At 66.0% G+C, this 21,849-nt stretch carries 1 protein-coding gene; it reads left to right on the forward strand.

What is annotated here, in order from left to right:
• The first annotated feature begins 49 nt into the window (after positions 1-49).
• Positions 50-21,823 (forward strand): non-ribosomal peptide synthase/polyketide synthase, encoded by a 21,774-nt coding sequence (locus R4P57_RS01130; RefSeq protein ID WP_317801073.1) that lies wholly within the window; start codon positions 50-52, stop codon positions 21,821-21,823.
• Positions 21,824-21,849: the final 26 nt, after the last annotated feature.

Below are 21,849 nucleotides of genomic sequence, written 5' to 3' on the forward strand. Positions count from 1 at the left end.
AACCGAGTTCGGCGGTTGTGCACGTGGATCGATCAGGAGGAAAAGTTAGATGGCGGTAGGACGTCGAAGCGATGCAGCTCTGACGGTCGAGGACCTTCCGCGCTTGGTTCGGAGCGTTGCAGCGGTCGAACCCGACCGCGTAGCGCTCACGCACCTCGGTACGGAACTGACCTACGCCCGCCTGGACGAGGAAATCACCACCCTCGATGCGGCCATGGGCGGCGTCCTCGGCCCCGACGCGCTGGTCCCGGTCGTTCTGTCCAACACTCTCGCAGGCCTCATCGAGGCCACCGAGGGTGGTCTGGACGCCGTCGTGTCGACCGTCGTCACGAATGCAGTGTCGGTTCTCGGTGACGACGATTCGACGTCGAGTTCGGCCGATCCGGGCGCCACCACGTTGTACGCGCTGTTCGCCGATCAGGCCGAGCGCACCCCGGACGCATCTGCCCTCGTTTTCGGCGACGAGACTCGCACCTACGCCGAGTTCGCCGCGTCGGTCGAGCGTCTCGCCCGGGTTCTGATCGCACGCGGAGTCGGCCCCGATTCAGCGGTGGGACTGTCGATCCGCCGGTCGTTCGATCTGCTGGTGGGCATGTACGCCGTCTCCGCGGCAGGCGGAGCCTACGTTCCGTTGGACCCGGATCATCCGATCGATCGACTCGGGTACGTTCTCGACACCGCGAACCCGGTCCTGGTCCTGACGACCACGAACGACATGCCGCAGTTGCCCGAGGGCACCGTCACCGTTCTTCTTGACGACGTCGACCTGACCGACGTGCCGGGAGGACGGATCACCGATGCGGATCGAGCAGCTGCCCTGACCGAGGACGACCTCGCCTACGTCATCTTCACCTCCGGTTCGACGGGACGTCCGAAGGGTGTGGCGGTGAGTCACCGGGCCATCGTCGCCAACATCTCCTGGCGTCAGCGCGAATACGCGATGAGCGCTGCCGACGTCGTGTTGCAGAAGACACCGTTCACGTTCGACGTATCGGTGTGGGAGTTCTTCTGGCCGTTGCAGATCGGTGCCACACTCGTGATCGCCGAGCCCGAGGGCCACCGCGACCCCGCATACCTCGCCCGCATCATCGGCGAGCGGAGCGTGAGCGTGACGCACTTCGTACCGTCCATGCTCTCGGTGTACGTCGCCGAACCCACTGCTGCGCAGGATGATTCGCTTCGGATGGTATTCGCCTCCGGCGAGGCGCTCCCGGCACGCACCGTCAACGCGTTCCACTCGATCTCGAACGCGGAACTGCACAACCTCTACGGTCCCACCGAAGCGGCAGTGGACGTCACGTACTACCGAACCCAGCAGGTGGAAGAAGCCTCGGTTCCCATCGGCGCTGCCGTCGACGACACCGATCTGTACGTGCTCGACGAAGGACTGCGGCGATCGCCCCGTGGAGTCGAGGGTGAGCTCTATCTCGCGGGCGTGCAGCTCGCTCGCGGATACCTCGGACGCACCGACCTGACCGCCGACCGGTTCGTGGCCGACCCGTTCGGTGAGCCGGGCGACCGCATGTACCGCACCGGCGACCTGGTGCGCCGACGCGGCGACGGCCTCATCGAGTACATCGGGCGCACCGACTTCCAGGTCAAGCTACGCGGCCTGCGCATCGAGCTGGGCGAAATCGAATCGGCTCTGCTCGCCGAGCCCGAGGTGACTCAAGCGGCTGTGCTGGTTCATTCGTCGGAGCAGTCGGAACAACAGCTCGTCGGCTACGTCGTCAGCACCGATCCCGATCTCGATCACGGCGGCCTCGCGGACGCGGTGAGACGGCGCATGCCGGAGTACATGGTGCCGTCGGTGTTCGTCGTCCTGGACGAGTTCCCGCTGGGCGCCAGCGGAAAGCTCGACCGAAAGGCGTTGCCCGCGCCCGATTTCGCGTCCCTGGCGCGGGAATATCGCGCACCGAGCACGGAGACCGAGTCGGCATTGGTCGCGATCTTCGAGACCGTACTCGGCATCGACCTCATCGGCGTCGACGACGACTTCTTCACACTCGGCGGCAACTCTCTCAACGCCACCCGCGTGATCGCTCGGGTCAACGCCGAACGCGGATCCGCCGTCGACGTCCGCGCATTCTTCGACGCTCCGACCGTTGCCGAACTCGCTGCGGCCGTGGACGCGTCGGATTCGACCGGCCACCGCATTCCGTTGACGGCGCAGCCGGATCACGATCACGTCCCTCTGTCGCTGGCTCAGCAGCGCATGTGGTTCCTCAACAGATTCGAGCCAGAATCTGCCGTGAACAACATCCCGGTGGCCCTGACCCTGTCCGGGGCGCTCGACCTCACGGCACTGCGTGCCGCGCTCGCCGACGTTCTCGATCGGCACGAATCGCTGCGCACCGTGTTCCCGGACCGCGACGGTGTCGGCTACCAGCACGTACTCCGATCCGATTCGGCCACAGTCGAACTGGAGATCTCGGCTGCGGAGGAAGCGGAGCTTCCCGCCACCCTGCTCGAGTTCGCTCTCCGCCCGTTCGATCTCTCGGTTCAGCTGCCTTTCCGGACATTGCTGCTCGCGTTGTCGGACACCGAGCACGTGCTCGCGTTCGTGGTCCATCACATCGCCGCCGACGGATTCTCCATGGGTCCGCTCACTCGCGACGTGGTGACGGCTTACGTTTCCCGCTCGAACGGGCAGGCTCCGCAGTGGACTCCGCTCGAGGTGCAGTACGCCGACTTCACGCTGTGGCAGAGAAAGGTTCTCGGCAACGAGGACGACCCCGAGTCGGTGCTGTCAGCTCAGCAGGATTACTGGCGCGGGCGCCTCGGCGGAGCGCCCGATCAACTGGAACTGCCCACCGACCGGCCCCGTCCCGCCGTCGCCACTACCCGAGGTGGCACGTACAAGTTCGAGATCTATGCAGATCTGGTTCTCTCGCTCGAGAAGCTCGGCCGCGCACACGGCGCGACCACCTTCATGGTCGTGCACGCCGCACTGGCGATCCTGCTCGCCAAACTGTCTGCCAGCGAGGACATCTCGATCGGCACACCTGTGGCCGGACGTGGTGACGCAGTCCTCGACAACGTCATCGGTATGTTCGTCAACACTCTGGTTCTGCGCACCGCCGTCGAACCGGGCGCGACGTTCGAAGACTTCCTGCGTGAGGTGAGGGGCGTCGACCTCGCGGCGTTCTCGCACGCCGACGTGCCGTTCGAGAAGTTGGTCGACGCGTTGGCTCCCGCGCGGTCGCAGGCCCGGCATCCACTCTTCCAGGTGATGCTCACGTTCCAGAATCTCGATCAGACCTCCGTGGAGATCCCGGGTCTTCGCGTTGCCGCACTCGACTACGAGGCCGATCTGGCAAAGTTCGACCTGCAGGTGACGTTGTGGAATTCGATTGCCGCAGAAGGTGCACCGTCGGGTTTGACCGTGGCCCTGACCTATGCCGCCGACCTCTTCGACGAATCCACGATGGCCGAATTCGGTCGGCGCTTCGAGCGGTTGTTGACTGCGGTCACCGACTCGCCCACCACGGCGATCGGAGACATCCACCTGCTCGACCCGGCCGAGCGCACGTCGATTCTCGCGCTCGGAGCCGGAGCGGTGTCCGAGATCGATCCGGGTGCAACGCTGGTCGATCTGTTCGATCGTCAGGTGGCCGAGAGTCCCGATGCGCAGGCGTTGGTGTTCGAGGGTGAGCGGTTGACGTATGCGGAGTTCGCAGCACGAGCCAATCGTCTTGCGCGACATCTGGTATCGACCGGGGTGGGGCCTGATTCACTCGTCGGGCTTGCGATCGGTCGAAGCCTCGACCTGTTCGTGGGTATGTACGCGATCGTGAAGGCCGGTGCCGGGTACGTGCCGATCGATCCGACGCAGCCGGCTGATCGCAACGAGTACATCGTGGCTACGGCTGCGCCGGTTCGAGTGTTGTCGACCACGCGCGATCATGTGGAGTTCGCCGGCGTGGAGACGATCGATATCGACACTCTCGACGTGTCGGACCTGTCGCCGACGCTGCTGACCGACGCCGAGCGCAGAGCGCCGCTTCGGCCCTCGAACATCGCCTATGTGATTTTCACGTCGGGGTCGACGGGTCGTCCGAAGGGCGTCGGGGTGTCGCACGAGGCGATCGTCAACCGGTTGTTGTGGATGCAGCACGAGTACGGGTTGAGTGCCGGGGATGTGGTGTTGCAGAAGACTCCGTCGACGTTCGATGTGTCGGTGTGGGAGTTCTTCTGGGCGTTGCAGAACGGTGCGTCGGTGGCGATCGCTGTTCCGGATGGTCATCGGGATGCGTTGTATCTGCTCGATGTCATTGCTCGTGAGCATGTGTCGGTGGTGCACTTCGTGCCGTCGATGATGTCGGTGTTCGTGCCCGAAGCTCGGCGCGCACCGCACGCTGCAGAATCGCTTCGCCTGGTCTTCGCCTCGGGCGAAGCACTCCCTCCCGCGACGGCGCATGCGTTGCGTACTGCCCTGCCACAGTTGTCGCTTCACAACCTGTACGGCCCCACCGAGGCTGCCGTCGACGTGACCTATCACTCTGTCACGGACGAGGATTCGGACGTGATGCCCATCGGTGCACCGGTGTGGAACACCTCCGTGTACGTGCTCGACTCCCACTTGGTTCCCGTACCGGCAGGGATCTCCGGCGAGCTCTATCTCGCAGGTACCCAGCTGGCCCGCGGCTACGTGAGCCGCCCCGACCTGACCGCGGACCGCTTCGTCGCAGATCCGTTCGGGTCCGACGGTTCTCGGATGTACCGCACCGGCGATGTGGTGCGGTGGCTCCCCGGTGGTGAGCTGGAATACGTGGGTCGGTCGGATTTCCAGGTGAAGCTGCGCGGCCTGCGCATCGAACTCGGCGAGATCGAATCGGCATTGCTGGAACTGCCCGGCATCGCGCAAGCGGTGGTGCTGGTCCGCCGAGACCAGCTGGTGGGCTACGTCGTTCCCGCCGACGGATCGGTCGACCACACCCAGGTCCTCGGGGCGCTGCGTGAACGGTTGGCCGAGTACATGGTTCCGGCCGCACTTGTCGAACTGGCCGAGTTCCCGCTCGGTGCGAGTGGCAAGCTCGATCGAAAAGCGCTGCCGGATCCGCACTTCGAGGCAACCGAGTACAGAGCTCCGACGAATCCTCTGGAGGAGATCGTCGCGAACGTGTTCGCTGCCGTTCTCGGCATCGATCGCATCGGCGTCGACGACGACTTCTTCGCCCTCGGCGGAAACTCGCTCGTCGCAACTCGGGTCGCCTCGCGGCTGGGTACCGAATTGCGGACGACCGTGCCCGTCCGTGTGATGTTCGAGGCCAGTACCGTTGCGGCCCTGGCTGCGGCATTGGAAAGCCATGTCGGAACCGGTACCTCGGCACCGTTGGTGCCGCAGGAGCGCCCCGAGCAGATCCCGCTGTCCCTTGCACAGCAGCGGATGTGGTTCCTGAACCGATTCGAGCCCGAATCGGCCGTCAACAACATTCCGGTGGCCATCCGGCTCTCCGGTGCGCTGAACGTGTCGGCGCTGCAGTCCGCCGTCACCGATGTCCTCGACCGACACGAAGCGCTGCGCACCGTGTACCCGAGCGTGGACGGCACAGGGCATCAGGTGGTCCTGTCCGCCGCGTCGGTCGCGCCGGACCTGACCCCGACCGCCTCCTCGGCGGAACAGGTGATCGGCGACCTCATCGCGTTCGCGTCCGAGGGCTTCGACGTGACGGAGTCGGCTCCGTTGCGCGCCGAGCTGTTCGAGATCGCAGACGGCGAGTACGTGCTCGCGTTCGTGGTGCACCACATCAGTGCCGACGGTTGGTCGATGGGGCCGTTGACCCGCGACGTCATGACTGCGTACGTGGCCCGAGTGGCCGGAGATTCTCCCGCGTGGACACCGCTGGCAGTGCAATACGCCGACTTCGCCGTGTGGCAGCGCGAAGTTCTGGGTGACGACACCGAACCGGGCAGCCTGATGGCAACACAGGCAGACTACTGGCGCACTGCGCTGGCGGATCTGCCGAGTGAGCTGACGTTGCCGTACGACCGACCACGTCCGGCCGTGCAGTCCTACGAGGGCGGGCGATTCCAGTTCGACATCGATGCCGATGTGCATGCGTCGCTGGTCGAGCTCGCCAAGTCGACCGGCACCACGTTGTTCATGGTCGTCCACAGCGCCCTCGCCCTGTTCCTGGCGCGCATGTCGACATCCGACGACGTCGCCGTCGGTACTGCCGTAGCCGGACGAGGCGAGGCCGTACTCGACGATGTGATCGGCATGTTCGTCAATACCTTGGTCCTGCGAACGAAAGTCGACAGGAACCGAGGATTCACCGAACTGCTGGCACAGGTTCGTGACGTCGACCTGGAGGCGTTCGCGCACGCAGACATACCGTTCGAGCGGCTCGTCGATCTGCTCGAGCCCGAACGGTCGACGGCGCGTCATCCGCTGTTCCAGGTGGCGATCGCCTTCGAGAATCTCCCGCCGAGCCACTTCGAGCTTCCGGGACTCACGGTCTCTGCCGTGGACGTCGAGGTCGACACCGCGAAGTTCGACCTGTCGTTGACCCTGCACGAGAAGCCCGACGGAACCGGCCTTGCGGCCAGCTTCGTCTATGCGCGAGACCTGTTCGACGAGAACACGATCGAAGTGTTCTCTCGCCGATTCCGTTGGTTGCTCGACGCGGTCGCCGCCACACCGGATGTTCCGGTCGGCGACCTGTCGATCCTCTACGACGACGAGTACGACCGCCTCACTCACGTGCACGGTGACGACGTGTTGGCCGGCGGCACGCTGGCCGAGATCCTCACGGCCGGAGCCGCCCTCGATCCGTCCGCGACCGCGATTCGCTCCGAGGGTCGCTCGATCTCGTATGCCGAACTCGACGCGACGTCGTCGCAGCTTGCCCGTGTGCTCATCGAGCGCGGCGCGGGCCCCGAATCCGTTGTGGCGCTGGGATTTCAGCGTTCCTACTTCATGGTGCTGGCGGTCTGGGCCGTAGCGAAATCCGGTGCTGCACATCTACCCGTCGACCCCACGTATCCGCAGGATCGCATCGGCCACATGGTCTCGGACTCCGAGGCCGTCTTCGGCTTGACCACCCGCGCGCACTCGGCACAGGTGGCCGCCGGGCAGCGGGATCTGGCCTGGCTGAGCCTCGACGAGGACGAGTTCGTGGCCGAGGTTCGCACCTGCTCGGCCGAGCCGGTTACCGACGCCGATCGGCTACGGCCCGTCACATTCCAGAATCCGGCCTACGTCATCTACACCTCGGGTTCGACCGGAAAGCCGAAGGGCGTGGTGGTCACGCATGCCGGACTCGGCGGTGTCCTCGACGCAGCAACCGATCTATACCACCTGAAGCCGGCGTCGAGATTCCTGCACGTCTGCTCGCCCAACTTCGACCCGTCGGTCCTGGAATGGATGGCTGCGTTCTCCGTCGGGGCGACATTGGTCGTCGTACCGGCTTCGATCCTCGGCGGGACGGAACTGGCCGAATTGATGAAGGCGGAGAGGGTCACTCACTCCATCATCACCCCCGCGGTACTGGGCACGATGGATCCCCACGGGATCGATTCGCTCGAGGTGCTCTCAGTGGGCGGCGACGTGACCACTCCCGAACTCCTCGCCCGGTGGGCGGGGGACCGGAAGTACTTCAACGGCTACGGGCCGACCGAGACCACGATCATCTCCAGCTTCGCCGAGTTGACGCCCGGTGAGCCGATCACCATCGGTCGACCGATTCACGGCATGTCCGTGCTCATCCTCGACTCCCGACTCGAGCCGGTGCCGACCGGAGTACCGGGCGATCTCTATCTGTCCGGCGGCGCGCTGGCCCGCGGATACCTCGGCAGGCCGGGTCTGTCCTCGGACCGATTCGTGGCCAATCCGTACGGGGTCGACGGTGGCCGGATGTACCGCACCGGTGACGTGGTGCGGTGGACGGAGGATCTGCAGCTGCAGTTCGTGGGGCGTACCGATTTCCAGGTGAAGGTGCGCGGATTCCGCATCGAGCTCGGCGAGATCGACTCGGCGCTCGCCGCCGATCCCAGCGTCGACTTCGCGGTGACGGTAGGTCATCTGCTTCCCTCCGGCGTCACGACTCTCGTGTCGTACGTTCTGCCCGTGCGCGGCAGCGTGATCGATGTCGAGGAACTCGCCGCGTTCATCGGGAAGTCCCTGCCGGGGTACATGATTCCGGCGTCCATCATCGTTCTCGATGCGATCCCGCTGACCCCGGTGGGCAAGCTCGACCGGACCGCACTACCTGCCCCGGTGTTCGAGGCCGCTCGGTTCAGGGCACCCACCACCGCGGTCGAGGAGACCGTCGCGGGTGTGTTCGCCGGTGTGCTCGGTATCGACCGGGTGGGGCTCGACGACGACTTCTTCGCGCTCGGCGGTAACTCGTTGATCGCAACGCAGGTGGTGTCGCGGCTCGGCGCGGCTCTGGACACCGTGGTGCCGGTACGGGCGTTGTTCGAGAGCCCCACCGTTGCGGCACTGGCGGCGCACGTGGAGACAGCCGTCGGATCCGGTGCCAGGGCGGCACTCGCACCGAGGCCGCGTCCGGAACGCCCGCCCCTGTCGTCGGCCCAGCAGCGCTATTGGTTCCTGAACCGGTTCGACACCACGTCGTCGGTGGACAACATCCCGTTTGCGGTCCGGTTGTCGGGTGACCTCGATGTCGTGGCGTTGCAGTCGGCCGTTCTCGACGTTCTCGAACGTCACGAATCGCTGCGGACGCAGTACCCCGACTCACCCGAAGGTCCTTACCAGCAGGTACTCCCGGCCTCCGGGGTCGCCCTCGACCTCACTGTCCGTGACCTGTCCGCCGGTGGGCAGGCCGATGTGGTGGCGGTCGTCGGGGAATTCTTCCGACGCGGCTTCGACGTCACCAGCGAGGTGCCCGTCGACGCACGACTGTTCCGCGTGGCCGACGCCGAGTACGTCCTGGCATTCGTCGTCCACCACGTCTCGGCGGACGGTGCCTCGATGGGCCCGTTGGCAGTGGACATCATGACTGCGTACACCGCGCGATCGACTGGTAGCGCGCCGGATTGGGAACCTCTCACCGTGCAGTACGTCGACTTCGCGTTGTGGCAGCGTGACGTGCTCGGTTCCGAATCCGATCCTGATTCTGTTGCTGCACAGCAGGTCTCGTTCTGGAAGCGCGCCTTGGCCGAGCTACCGGACCAGCTGGCGCTCCCCGCCGATCGCCCACGCCCGCCGAGTCAGAGTTTCCGCGGCGATACGGTGCGCTTCACCGTCGACGCGGGACTGCACGAGGGGCTCGCCGAACTCGCACGCGCACATCAGTCCACGTTGTTCATGGTCGTGCACTCGGCGTTCGCGGTGTTCCTCGCCAAGCTCTCCGGTTCCGAGGACATCGCCATCGGCACCCCCATCGCCGGGCGCGGCGAGCGTGCACTCGATCCGATGATCGGCATGTTCGTCAACACGTTGGTGTTCCGGTCGACGGTCGAGCCGTCGATGACGTTCGAGGAGCTGATCGCGCAGTCGCGTGAGCGCGACCTGTCCGCATTCGCGCATGCGGACGTACCGTTCGAGCGCCTCGTCGAGGTGCTCAACCCGATACGTTCGACCGCCCGCAACCCGTTGTTCCAGATCGGCCTGAGTTTCCAGAATCTCGCCGATTCGACGTTCGAGCTGCCCGGGTTGACGGTCAGTGCGGTCGACGCCGACACGACGACGGCCAAGACCGATCTGCAGCTGTCGATATCGGACCAGTACGCCCCGGATGGTTCGCCGGCCGAGTTGGTAGCCGAATTCAGTTACGCCACAGACCTGTTCGATCGGTCGACCATCGACGGTTTCGTCGAGCGATTCGTCGAGGTGCTGCGGACCGTGGCCAGCGACCCCTCGGTCGTCGTCGGGGATCTCGATGTCCTCACTGCGACAGAGCGCCGCACCATTCTGCGCGAGTGGAACGACACCGCGCATCCGGTCGATTCCGAGCTGACCCTGGCGACACTGTTCGACCGTCGGGTGCAGGCGGACCCGGACGCGATCGCACTGATCGACGCACGAGAGTCGTTGACCTACCGTGAGTTCGACGCACGGATCAACCGGCTGGCACGTGTCCTCATCGCCTCGGGGGTCGGCCCGCAGGTGACCGTGGCCCTGGCGATCCGCAGGTCCGTCGAGTTGCTGGTGGCCATGTACGCGGTCACCAAGGCCGGTGGCGCGTACGTGCCGATCGACCCCGATCAGCCTGCCGAGCGGAACACCTACATCCTCGAGGTCGCCGCTCCGGCTCTGGTGCTCAGCACCACCGGAGTCGACATCGACACAGGAACGGTGCCGGTCGTGTCGGTCGACACCGACGACAGGCTGCACGGTTCGGATGCGGTGATGTCCGATGCGCCCGTCACCGACGCCGAGCGCACCGCGCCGCTGCGCGCACCGAACACCGCGTACGTCATCTTCACGTCCGGTTCGACCGGTCGACCCAAGGGCGTGGCGGTGAGCCACCGCGCGATCGTCAACCAGTTGCTCTGGCAGGCAGAGCATTACGGAATCGACAGCACCGACCGAGTGCTGCTCAAGACCGCGGCGACATTCGACCTGTCCGTCTGGGAATTCTGGGTGGCCACGATCTCCGGCGGTGCCGTCGTCATCGCCGAGGCCGGTGCGCAGGGCGATGCGGCCTATCTGGTGGACCTGATCGCCGAACGATCGGTCACCACGCTGCACACCGTGCCCTCCGTGCTCGACGCCATCGTCGCTGCGTCGGCGGGATCACTTCCGAAGAGCCTGAAGAGAATCCTGGCGATCGGTGAGGCGCTTCCGGTCGCGACGGCAGACCGCGCACTGCGCGGTTCCACCGCACGTTTGGACAATCTGTACGGGCCGACGGAAGCCGCTGTGTCGGTCACCGCGCATCGCGTCGTCGACACGACCGGCACCTCCGTGCCCATCGGTGGACCCGAATGGAACACCCGGGTCTACGTCCTGGACTCGCGCCTCGCGCCGGTACCGGTGGGCGTAGCGGGCGAACTCTATCTCGCGGGAGCACAGCTGGCCGATGGCTATGTCGCTCGGCCTGACCTGACTGCGGAGCGGTTCGTAGCCGACCCGTTCACTCCAGGCGGACGGCTGTACCGCACCGGCGACCTGGTCACCTGGCGCAAGGACGGCGAACTCGAGTACGTCGGTCGGACCGACTTCCAGGTGAAGATTCGTGGATTCCGCATCGAACTCGGCGATATCGATGCCGCGCTGGGGTCGCTGAACGAGGTCGGCGACGTTGCGGTGCTTGCGCTCGACGACACCGGACTCGGTGCGCGCCTCGTGGCCTACGTCGTGCCCGCTGTCGGTGCCACGGTTGACTCCGACAGGTTGCGCACAGCTCTGTCCGGCCGGTTGCCGTCGTACATGGTTCCGTCGGCTTTCGTGATCCTCGATGCGTTGCCCCGCAACGCGAACGGGAAGCTGGACCGACAAGCGTTGCCGGAGCCGCAGTTCCAGACGGCACAGTTCCGCGCACCGACCAACCCGGTCGAAGAAGCGGTGGCGGCGGTGTTCGCCGAGGTGCTCTCGGTGGAGCGGGTCGGTCTGGACGACGACTTCTTCGCACTCGGCGGCAACTCGCTGATCGCGACTCAGGTGGTCTCCCGACTGGGAGCAGCGCTCGACACTCAGGTGCCGGTGCGATCGATCTTCGAGTCGCCGACGGTTCTCTCGCTCGCCCGTGCCGTCGAATCCAAGGTGGGCACCGGTGCACGACGAGCACTCACGGCACGCCCGCGGCCCGATGTGGTGCCGCTGTCGATGGCGCAGCAGCGCATGTGGTTCCTGAGCCAGTTCGATCCGACTTCTGCCGTGAACAACATTCCGGTGGCAATTCGGTTGTCCGGCAACGTCGATGTCGATGCACTCACCGGCGCCGTGCACGACGTGCTGGCGCGGCACGAAATTCTGCGCACCGTGTACCCGGAGGTCGACGGACGAGGCCATCAGGTGGTGCTCGGTACCGCGGAGGCCGGCGTGACGGTTGTCGTCGACGACGTGGACGAGAGTTCGATCGAGCAGGCCCTGCGCGACTTCGTTTCCACGGGATTCGATGTGACCCGAGCTGTTCCGGTGCGAATCCGGATCTTGCGGGTGAGCGAGACCGAGCACGTATTGGCATTCGTCGCCCACCACATCGCCGCGGACGGGTTCTCGATGGGACCCCTGACGCGCGACGTCATGGTGGCCTACACCGCCCGTGCCGCGGGTGAGAGCCCGCAGTGGGCACCACTTCCGGTGCAGTACGCGGACTACGCGTTGTGGCAACGCGAGGTACTCGGTTCCGAGGACGACCCCGATTCGCCGTTGGCGAAGCAGCTCGCCTACTGGACGTCGGCTCTGGCCGGTGCCCCGGCGCAGCTCGATCTCGCGACCGACCGACCGCGCCCGGCGGTGGCGTCGTATCGCGGTGCGGCATACAACTTCTCGATCGACTCGACACTGCAGTCGAACATCGCTCGGGCCGCCCGAGCCGGTAACGCCACGAACTTCATGGTGGTGCACACCGCGCTCGCGGTGCTCCTCGGCGCGATGGCGGGTACCGACGACGTGACGATCGGAACCCCGGTCGCCGGCCGCGGTGATGCGGATCTGGACGAGCTGGTCGGCATGTTCGTCAACACGCTCGCCCTCCGTACCGGGGTGCACCCTGCGGCCACGTTGCGCGAGCAACTCGCCGCAGTTCGTGAGGCCGACCTGGGTGCCTTCGGGCACGCCGACGTGCCGTTCGAGCGGCTCGTCGACGAGCTGGCACCGGACCGCTCTCAGGCTCGTCACCCGATCTTCCAGGTCATGTTGACGTTCCAGAACCTGAACCGTCAGACATTGGCCCTGCCCGGGCTGAGCGTCGAGGGAATCGACCTCGGCAGCGCGTTCGCCAAGTTCGATCTGCAGGTCACGCTGTGGGAGAACGTCGACAAATCCGGCGCTCCTGCCGGTGTCGACGTCCAATTCGATTACGCCACAGATCTGTTCGACGAGTCGACCATGAGCTCGCTCGCGCGTCGCCTGGTGCGCGTTCTCGGCACTCTCGTCGACGATCCGGATCGGATCGTCGGTGACATCGACATTCTCGAGGACGGTGAGCGGTCCCGCGTCCTGGACGAGTGGAACGCCACCGGGTACGAGGTGGATGCTGCGGCGACGCTGGTGTCTCTCTTCGAATCACAGGTTGCGGCGAGTCCGGAGAACATCGCGACGAGCTTCGGCGACGAACGGGTGAGCTACCGCGAGTTCTCGGACCGCGTGAACGCACTGGCCCGAGTTCTCATCTCGGAAGGCGTGGGGCCGGAAACCGTCGTTGCGACCGCCATGCGGCGATCGGTCGACATGCTGGTGGGTATCTACGCGGTGCTGACCGCAGGTGGGGCCTACGTGCCGGTCGATCCGGATCTGCCCGCCGAACGAATCGGGTACATCCTCGACACCGCGGCACCCGTGGTCCTGCTCACGACGGAGCGGGACGGCACCGCGCTCCGGTCCGATGTCACCCGAATCCTGGTCGACGCCGTCGACACCACAGGTGTGTCCGCCGCACCGGTGACCGACGCGGAGCGGATCGCACCGCTGCGGCCGACCGGCATCGCCTATGTCATCTTCACGTCCGGATCGACCGGACGCCCCAAGGGTGTCGCGGTCAGCCACGAGTCGATCGTCAACCGATTGCTGTGGATGCAGTCGGAGTACTCACTCACCGACAGCGACAAGGTGCTGCAGAAGACGCCGGTCACGTTCGACGTGTCGGTGTGGGAGCTGTTCTGGCCTTTGCAGATCGGTGCCGAGCTCGTGATCGCCGAACCCGACGGCCATCGGGATCCGATCTATCTGGTGAGCACCGTCGCCGAACGAGGCATCACCGTTGCCCACTTCGTGCCGTCGCTGCTCGCGGTGTTCGCGACCGCCGAGGGCGTCTCGAACTGCACCGGCCTGCGTGCGGTCTTCGCCTCCGGCGAGGCGCTGCCTGCCTCGGTTGCCTCGGCCCTACGCGCTGCACTGCCGACCACCGAACTGCACAACCTGTACGGCCCGACCGAGGCCGCGGTCGACGTCACCTACCACCGCGTGGTGCCGGCCGACATCGCGTCGGTCCCCATCGGTGCTCCGGTCTGGAACACCCGAGTCACCGTGCTCGATGCACGCCTGCACCCGGTCCCGGTCGGGGTACCCGGGGAGCTGTATCTCGCCGGAGTTCAACTCGCTCGTGGATATCTGGGGCGAGCGGATCTCACCGCCGACCGGTTCGTCGCCGACCCGCACGGCACTGCCGGCTCGCGGATGTACCGCACCGGAGACCTCGTTCGGTGGAACGCCGACGGTGAGCTCGACTACCTCGGCCGCACCGACTTCCAGGTCAAGCTGCGCGGACTGCGCATCGAACTGGGCGAGATCGAGGCCGCCCTGACCGCACACCCGACCGTGGATCAGGCCGTGGTGCTCGTTCGGCAGACACCGTCGTCCGGTGAAATCCTCGTGGGCTACCTCGTGCCCGCTGCCGGGGCGACGATCGGCACCGACACGGTCACCGCCGCCGTCGCCGCATCGGTGCCCGAGTACATGGTTCCCGCCGGTCTCGTGGTCCTCGACGCATTGCCGCTCGGCCCGAACGGCAAGCTCGACCGACGAGCGCTACCCGAACCCGAATTCGGCAGCGACGCCGAATACCGCACCGCCAGTACCGATACCGAACGCATCATCGCGGAGGTCTTCGCGGACGTACTCGGGCTCGGCACCGTGGGCGTGGACGATTCGTTCTTCGCGCTCGGGGGCGACAGCATCGTCTCCATCCAGCTGGTCTCCCGCGCGAAGGCACGGGGAATCCAGTTCGGACCGCGAGATGTGTTCGAGCGCAAGACCGTCGCGGGTCTCGCCGAGATCGCGGTGACCGTGGGTGAAGGCAGCGACGCTGTCGTGCTCGAGGAACTCGACGGCGGGGGAATCGGCTGGATGCCGTTGCCGCCGTTCGGTGTTGCACTGATCGAGCGCGGCGGGGGCTGGTCGCGCTTCCATCAGGCCGTCACGCTCGAACTGCCGATCGGCATAGACCGGGCCCGAATTCTCGCGACGCTGAACGCCGTGATCGATCGACACGACGTCGTGCGTTCCACCCTGGTCCACGACGACCGCGGGTGGGGGCTCGACGCTGCGGCACCAGGGAGTGTCGATGCGGGCTCGTTGCTGACCGAGACCGATGCGGAGTCGGCCGCAACGGCATTCGACACCGCTGTCGGAACCCTCGACCCCGCGGCCGGACGCATGCTGGCCTTCGTCTGGGTCGATCACGGTCCCACCGAAGCAGGCACGCTGTCCGTCATCGCCCACCACCTCGTGATCGACGGAGTGTCCTGGCGAATCCTGATCCCCGACTTCGTCTCCGCCTGGGCGCAGTTGTCCGCGGGAGCGGTCCCGACTCTTCCCGAGGTGGGAACGTCGATGCGCCGGTGGACGCATGCGTTGGTCGATGCGGCATCGAGTCAGGCGCGCCTGGCAGAACTGCCGATGTGGCGTCGGATCGCCGACACCGAGGACCCTGTTCTCGGCGACCGTCCCTTCGACCCTGCACTCGACGTCGTTGCCACCCTCGACAGGGTCGATGTCGAGCTGACGCCCGAGGTCACGCGCAGCCTGTTGACGACGGTGCCGGAGATCTTCCGCGGTGGCGTCGCCGACGGGTTGCTCGCCGGGTTGGCGCTCGCGGTCACGAAACTGCGTGCGGAGCAGGGAATTTCGGCACCGGCCACGCTGGTGCAGCTCGAAGGGCACGGCCGCGAGGAAGCAGTGGTGCCGGGAGCCGATCTGGGACGCACGGTCGGATGGCTGACAAGCTTGTTCCCGGTGCGCCTCGACCTGACCGGTATCGACGTCGATGCCGCATTCGCCGGTGGACCGAAATTGAGTGACGCGGTCAAGGCCGTCAAGGAGCAGATGCTGGAGCTGCCCGAGCGAGGAATGGGCTGGGGGCTGTTGCGGTACCTCAACCCCGAGACCGCAGTGGAGCTCTCCGAACTCGGCACCGGTCAGATCAGCTTCAACTACCTCGGGCGCGTCAACACCGGCGAGGTGCCGGACGAGATGAAGTCGCTCGGATGGCTACCCGCCGCGGACAACGAGCTGTCGGCTGCCGGTGATGCCGATATGGCGGCCAACAAGACCGTCGACATCAACGCCATCGTCCTCGACACCGACGACGGCGGCGTACTGAGTGCCTCGTTCGCATTCCCGACCGGGGCGGTGACCGAGGCGACCGTCGAGCGGCTCGCTCAGCTGTGGTCGGATGCGTTGACCGCTCTCGCAACGCATGCAGACGCCCCCGGCTCGGGTGGCTTGACGCCGTCCGACGTGCCGCTGGTGCGGCTCTCACAGTCCGACATCTCGTCGTTCGAGGCGCGGTACCCGGACCTGACGGACATCTGGTCGCTGTCGCCGCTGCAGCAGGGACTGCTCTTCCACGCCCTGTTCGCGGACGCGTCGATCGACGTCTACACGATGCAGGTGGTGCTCGACCTCGCTGGTGATGTCGACGACGATCGACTGCACCGCGCGGCGCAGACACTCCTGGACCGGTACGACAATCTACGGACGTCCTTCACCGCGACCGCGGACGGCGAGACAGTGCAGATCGTCCAGCAGAACGTTCGTCTGCCCTGGAACACGATCGATCTGTCTCATCTCGACGGGCTCGAGCGCGACGCTGCCGTCGCCGACGCACTGGCCGCGGATCAGCGTCGACACTTCGATGTCTCCACGGCACCCCTGCTGCGATTCCTGCTCGTCAGGATCACGCCGACCACGTACAAGCTCGCGATGACCAATCATCACGTGTTGCTCGACGGATGGTCGTTGCCGCTGGTGATGAAGGAACTGTTGTACCTGTACGCCGCGCAGAGCTCCACGGCGTCGCTGCCTCGGGTGCGGTCGTATCGCTCGTACCTGGCGTGGCTCGACCAACAGGACCCGGCCGTGTCTCTGAGCGCGTGGACCCGGGCACTGGACGGTGTCGAGGAACCGACCTTCGTCGCGCCGCCGAGCGTCGGACGAGAGATCTCGTCGAGATCGGCCGAGGCGGAGAAGTCGACCGATGTCGAGACGACCGCGGCGCTCGTGGCGCTCGGTGGCCGGCTCGGCGTCACCGTCAACACTCTGGTGCAGGCGGCGTACGGTCTGCTGGTCGCTCACATCACCGGGCGAACCGACGTCGTGTTCGGTGCAACGGTGTCCGGTCGTCCCGCAGGTCTGCCGGGCGTGGAGTCGATGATCGGGCTGTTCATCAACACCATTCCCGTCCGAGTGCGATTCGACCCGGCGGAGACGGTGGAGACATACCTCGGCCGGATCCAGGGTGAGCAAGCCGACCTTCTCGACCATCACCACATGGGGCTGGTCGACATCCAGCGGGCTATCGGCGTCGGGAATCTGTTCGACACCCTGACCATCTTCGAGTCCTACCCGGTGGACGAAGCGCAACTGACGCAACAGGCTGCGGCCATCGACGGTATGACCGTCGAGGGCGTGAGCTCCAACGACAACACCCACTATCCACTGACGTTGCTCGTCGTGGCCGAGGACCGAATCTCGTTCACGCTCAAGTACATCAGCGATCTGTTCGATCCCGCGTACATCGACTCCGTGCTGGCACGCCTCGTCGGCATACTCGAAACCTTCGTATCCGACACGACGGTCGCGGTCGGCGATATCGATCTGCTCGGGGCAGAAGAACGAACCCGAGTGATCGAGACCTGGAACGACACCGCCCACGAGGTCGACGCAGGCGTCATGCTGACCGGGCAGTTCCGGGCTCGAGTGGCCGCGAACCCGGATGCGCCGGCAGTGGTGTTCGAGGACACGACCATCACGTACGCGGAGTTCTCGGATCGAGTCAATCGCCTTGCGCGGCACCTGGTGTCTCTCGGTGTGGGGCCGCAGTCGCTCGTCGCACTCGGGATGCGGCGCGGAATCGACCTCATGGTCGGCATCTACGCCGTCCTCGAAGCCGGTGGTGCCTACGTGCCCATCGATCCGGACCACCCCTCGGATCGGATCGAGTACATCCTCGACACCGCAGAGCCGGTCGTGGTGCTCTCCACGAGTCACGATCGGACGGGTCTACCGGAGCGTTTCCCGATTCTCGAACTCGACACTCTCGACCTCACCGTCTACTCGGCCGGTGCCGTGACCGACGCCGATCGACTGGCACCGGTGCGCCCGGGAAACACCGCGTACGTCATCTTCACCTCGGGCTCGACGGGACGACCCAAGGGCGTCGCGGTGTCGCACCGTGCCGTCGTCAACGAGATGGCCTGGACGGTGCACCAGTACTCGCTCGACGCGAACGATGTCTACTTGCAGAAGACCGCCACGACTTTCGACGTATCGCTGTGGGGGTTCTTCCTTCCGCTCTGGGTCGGTGCGACGGTTGTTCTGGCCACACCGGACGGCCACCGCGATCCCGCGTACGTTGCCGATCGGATCGCTCGGCACGGTGTGACCGTCACCGATTTCGTGCCGTCGATGCTCACGGTGTTCGCTGCGTACGCCACAGCCGATCAGTGCCGTTCGCTTCGACATGTGTTCGTGGTCGGTGAAGCGCTACCGCCGGAAACGGTGACCGATTTCCGGGCGATCAGCTCGGCCGGGATCCACAACCTGTACGGCCCCACGGAAGCCGCTGTGACAGTGACGTTCTGGGAGACCGAGCCGGGGGATCTCTCGACGGTGCCGATCGGTGCGCCCGAGTGGAACACCCAGGCGTACGTCCTCGACGGGCGACTGCACCCCGTGGCAGCAGGAACCGCGGGTGAGCTGTATCTGGCGGGCACCCAGCTCGCCGACGGCTACCTCGGCCGCGTCGACCTGACGATGGACCGATTCGTGGCCAACCCGTTCGCGACGAACGGTGACCGGATGTATCGCACCGGTGACCTGGTCAGATGGCGTCCTGGCCAGGACGAGGTCGGGGTGCTCGAGTACATCGGACGCACCGACTTCCAGGTCAAGTTCCGTGGCCAGCGCATAGAACTCGGCGAGATCGAGACCGCGCTGTTGACTCATCCCGACGTGAATCAGGCCACCGCGGTGGTCGCGACGACAGGCGCCGGAGATCAGCTCGTGGGCTACGTCGTTCCTGCGCCGGGCCGAACGCTCGACCCGGCCGAGGTGCGCACGTTCGTCGGCGGCGCTCTACCGGCCTACATGGTGCCCTCCACCGTGATGGTGCTTTCGGAGTTCCCGCTCAACACGAGCGGCAAGCTGGACCGAAAAGCATTGCCGGAACCGGTGTTCGAGGTCAAGACGTTCCGCGCTCCTGCAACCCCCGTCGAGGAGACGGTCGCGCAGATCTACGCCGAACTGCTCGGCGTGCAGCGCGTCGGATCGGACGACGATTTCTTCGATCTGGGCGGCAACTCGCTCATCGCGACCCGAGTTGCCGCACGCGTCGCGGCGGCGCTCGGCAAGAAGGTCGGTGTTCGAGATCTGTTCGAGGCCTCGACCGTTGCCGCGCTCGCAGCCCGTGCCGAGTCGCGTATCGACGACGCGAACGACGTGCCGTTGCGGCGAAGGGCACCCGGCGGACAGGTTCCGCTGTCGCTCGCTCAGCAGCGCATGTGGGTGCTCAACCGACTCGACCCCGATTCCGGGGCGTACAACATGCCGTTGGCCCTGCGTCTTCGAGGTGAACTGGATGTCGCTGCACTGCAGGCTGCGGTGACGTCGACAGTGGAACGCCACGAGTCGCTTCGTACCCGGTATCCCGAGAACACGGACGGTTCTCCCTACCAGGAGATCATGGACGTCGAGGGTGTCGTTCCCGACCTGACGCCCGTCGATGCGCCGAGAGATGCCGACACCGCCGATCGCATACGCGCGATGATCCACGGCGGCTTCGATGTCACCGTGGCACCACCGATCCGCGGAGCCCTGTTCCGCGCCGGCCCGGACGACCACGTGTTCGTCATCGTCATGCACCACATCAGTGGCGACGGCGCTTCCATGACGCCCCTGGCCCGCGACGTCATGACCGCCTACCTCGCTGCAGCCTCGGGACAGGCCTACAGCCCCGAACCGCTGACGGTGCAGTACGCCGACTTCGCCGTATGGCAACGTCAGGTGCTGGGATCGGACAGCGATCCCAGCTCGATACTGTCCGAGCAGCTGGCATTCTGGGCGGACGAACTGGCCGGCATCACTCCGGTCGTGTCGCTGCCGTGGGACCGACCTCGCCCTGCCACCGCGACACTGCGCGGGGCCGGTGTGAGTACCCAGCTCGACGAATCGACCCACTCCGGGCTCGTCGCCATCGCGCGCGAGAACAACGCCACGCTGTTCATGGTGCTGCACGCGGTACTCGGTGTGTTGTTGTCGAGAATGAGTGGGTCCCGCGACTTCGCGGTCGGCACACCCATTGCCGGGCGCGGGCACGAACAGCTCGACGGGCTCGTCGGGATGTTCGTCAACACACTGGCATTGCGTACGAATGTGGACCCGGACGCCACATTCGGTGAGCTCCTGAACACACTGCGCGAGAACGACCTTCGTGCTTTCGCCAACTCCGACGTACCGTTCGAGCGAGTGGTCGACGCCATTGCCCCGGACCGACATGCCGGGTACACCCCGCTGTTCCAGACGGTCCTGTCGGTCGAACCACACGGTGATGCGCGCTTCGAACTGCCGAACCTGGTGGTCGAACCCGTGAGCGGCTTCGAGCCGACGGCGAAGTTCGACCTGCAGGTGACGGTGGAGACACAGCACGCCGAAGGAGACTCGGGAACCGGAACTCTGATCGTGGAGTGGGTGTACGCCGCCGACATCTTCGACGAGTCCACCGTGGCTTCTCTGGCAGCTCGATTCACTCGTATCGCCGAGACCGTGGCGGCAACACCGGCGGTGATCGTCGGAGAAATCGACGTACTCGATGCCGCCGAGCGTGCGGTGCTGTCCGACGCCCGAGAGGCCGCGGATCCCGTTGCGGCACCGGTTCGATCGGATCTGACTCTGCCCCAGGTGCTCACCACCGCGGTCGACACCGATCCCGATGCGCCCGCATTGTCCTCGGGCGGTGCCGAGACGACCTATCGTCAGCTCGACGAGGACTCGTCGCGTCTGGCCCGCCTACTGATCGACACGGGCGTCGGGCCGGGCGTCGTCGTTGCCGTCGCGGTCTCGGACGGGGTCCAGGCAGTGGTGACGCGCTGGGCGGTCGCAAAAGCGGGAGCAGCCCTCGCTCCCGTCGATTCGGCAGATTCGGACGGCACGCCTACGTCGGTCGAGCGGACGGGTGCGTCGGTTGCGGTCTTCGACGACGACGACGTACCGGCGTGGGCCGGGTCGATGACGGTCGTCCAACTCGGTCGCACCGACATCGTCGATGCGATCGCCGCCCATTCCTCGCGGTCGGTGACGTACACCGATCGGACCGCGGTACTCGGGCCCGACAGCCCGGCACTGGTCGGGAACGACGGAACCGTCGTCGACCACGGAACCCTCGCGGCCGTGGCGGCCAGAGCAGTCAGCGATTGGGCGGTTGCGTACGATTCGCGGCTTGCGGTACCTGCCCGTTTCGACACTGCGCAGGCGGTGTTGGCCGGTGTCGTCGCGGTGACGGCGGGCGCGGCCCTGGTGCTGGACCAGGCGGAGTCGGCCGAGGACGCAGCCGAGATCGTGTCCGCGGAATGGGTGACGCACGCATTCCTCACCGCAGCATCGATCGTCGCCGTCGAAGAGTTGGCACCCGCCGATCTGGAGGATCTCGTCGCCATCGTTTCGGTCGACGGTGACCGCCACGAGGCGATGGAGGACGGCACCCCGGTGCACCGTCTGCCTGAACCGATCGGGCCCGGCCGACCGATAGGCTGAGGCGAACTGCAACGCCGACCACCGCG

The organism is Rhodococcus sp. IEGM 1330 (assembly GCF_033142445.1).
Taxonomy (GTDB): Bacteria; Actinomycetota; Actinomycetes; order Mycobacteriales; family Mycobacteriaceae; genus Rhodococcoides.

What these genes read in the sequence shown, in the direction of transcription:
- R4P57_RS01130 (WP_317801073.1), top strand. Translation starts at nt 50, where the DNA reads ATGGCGGTAGGACGTCGAAGCGATGCAGCTCTGACGGTCGAGGACCTT.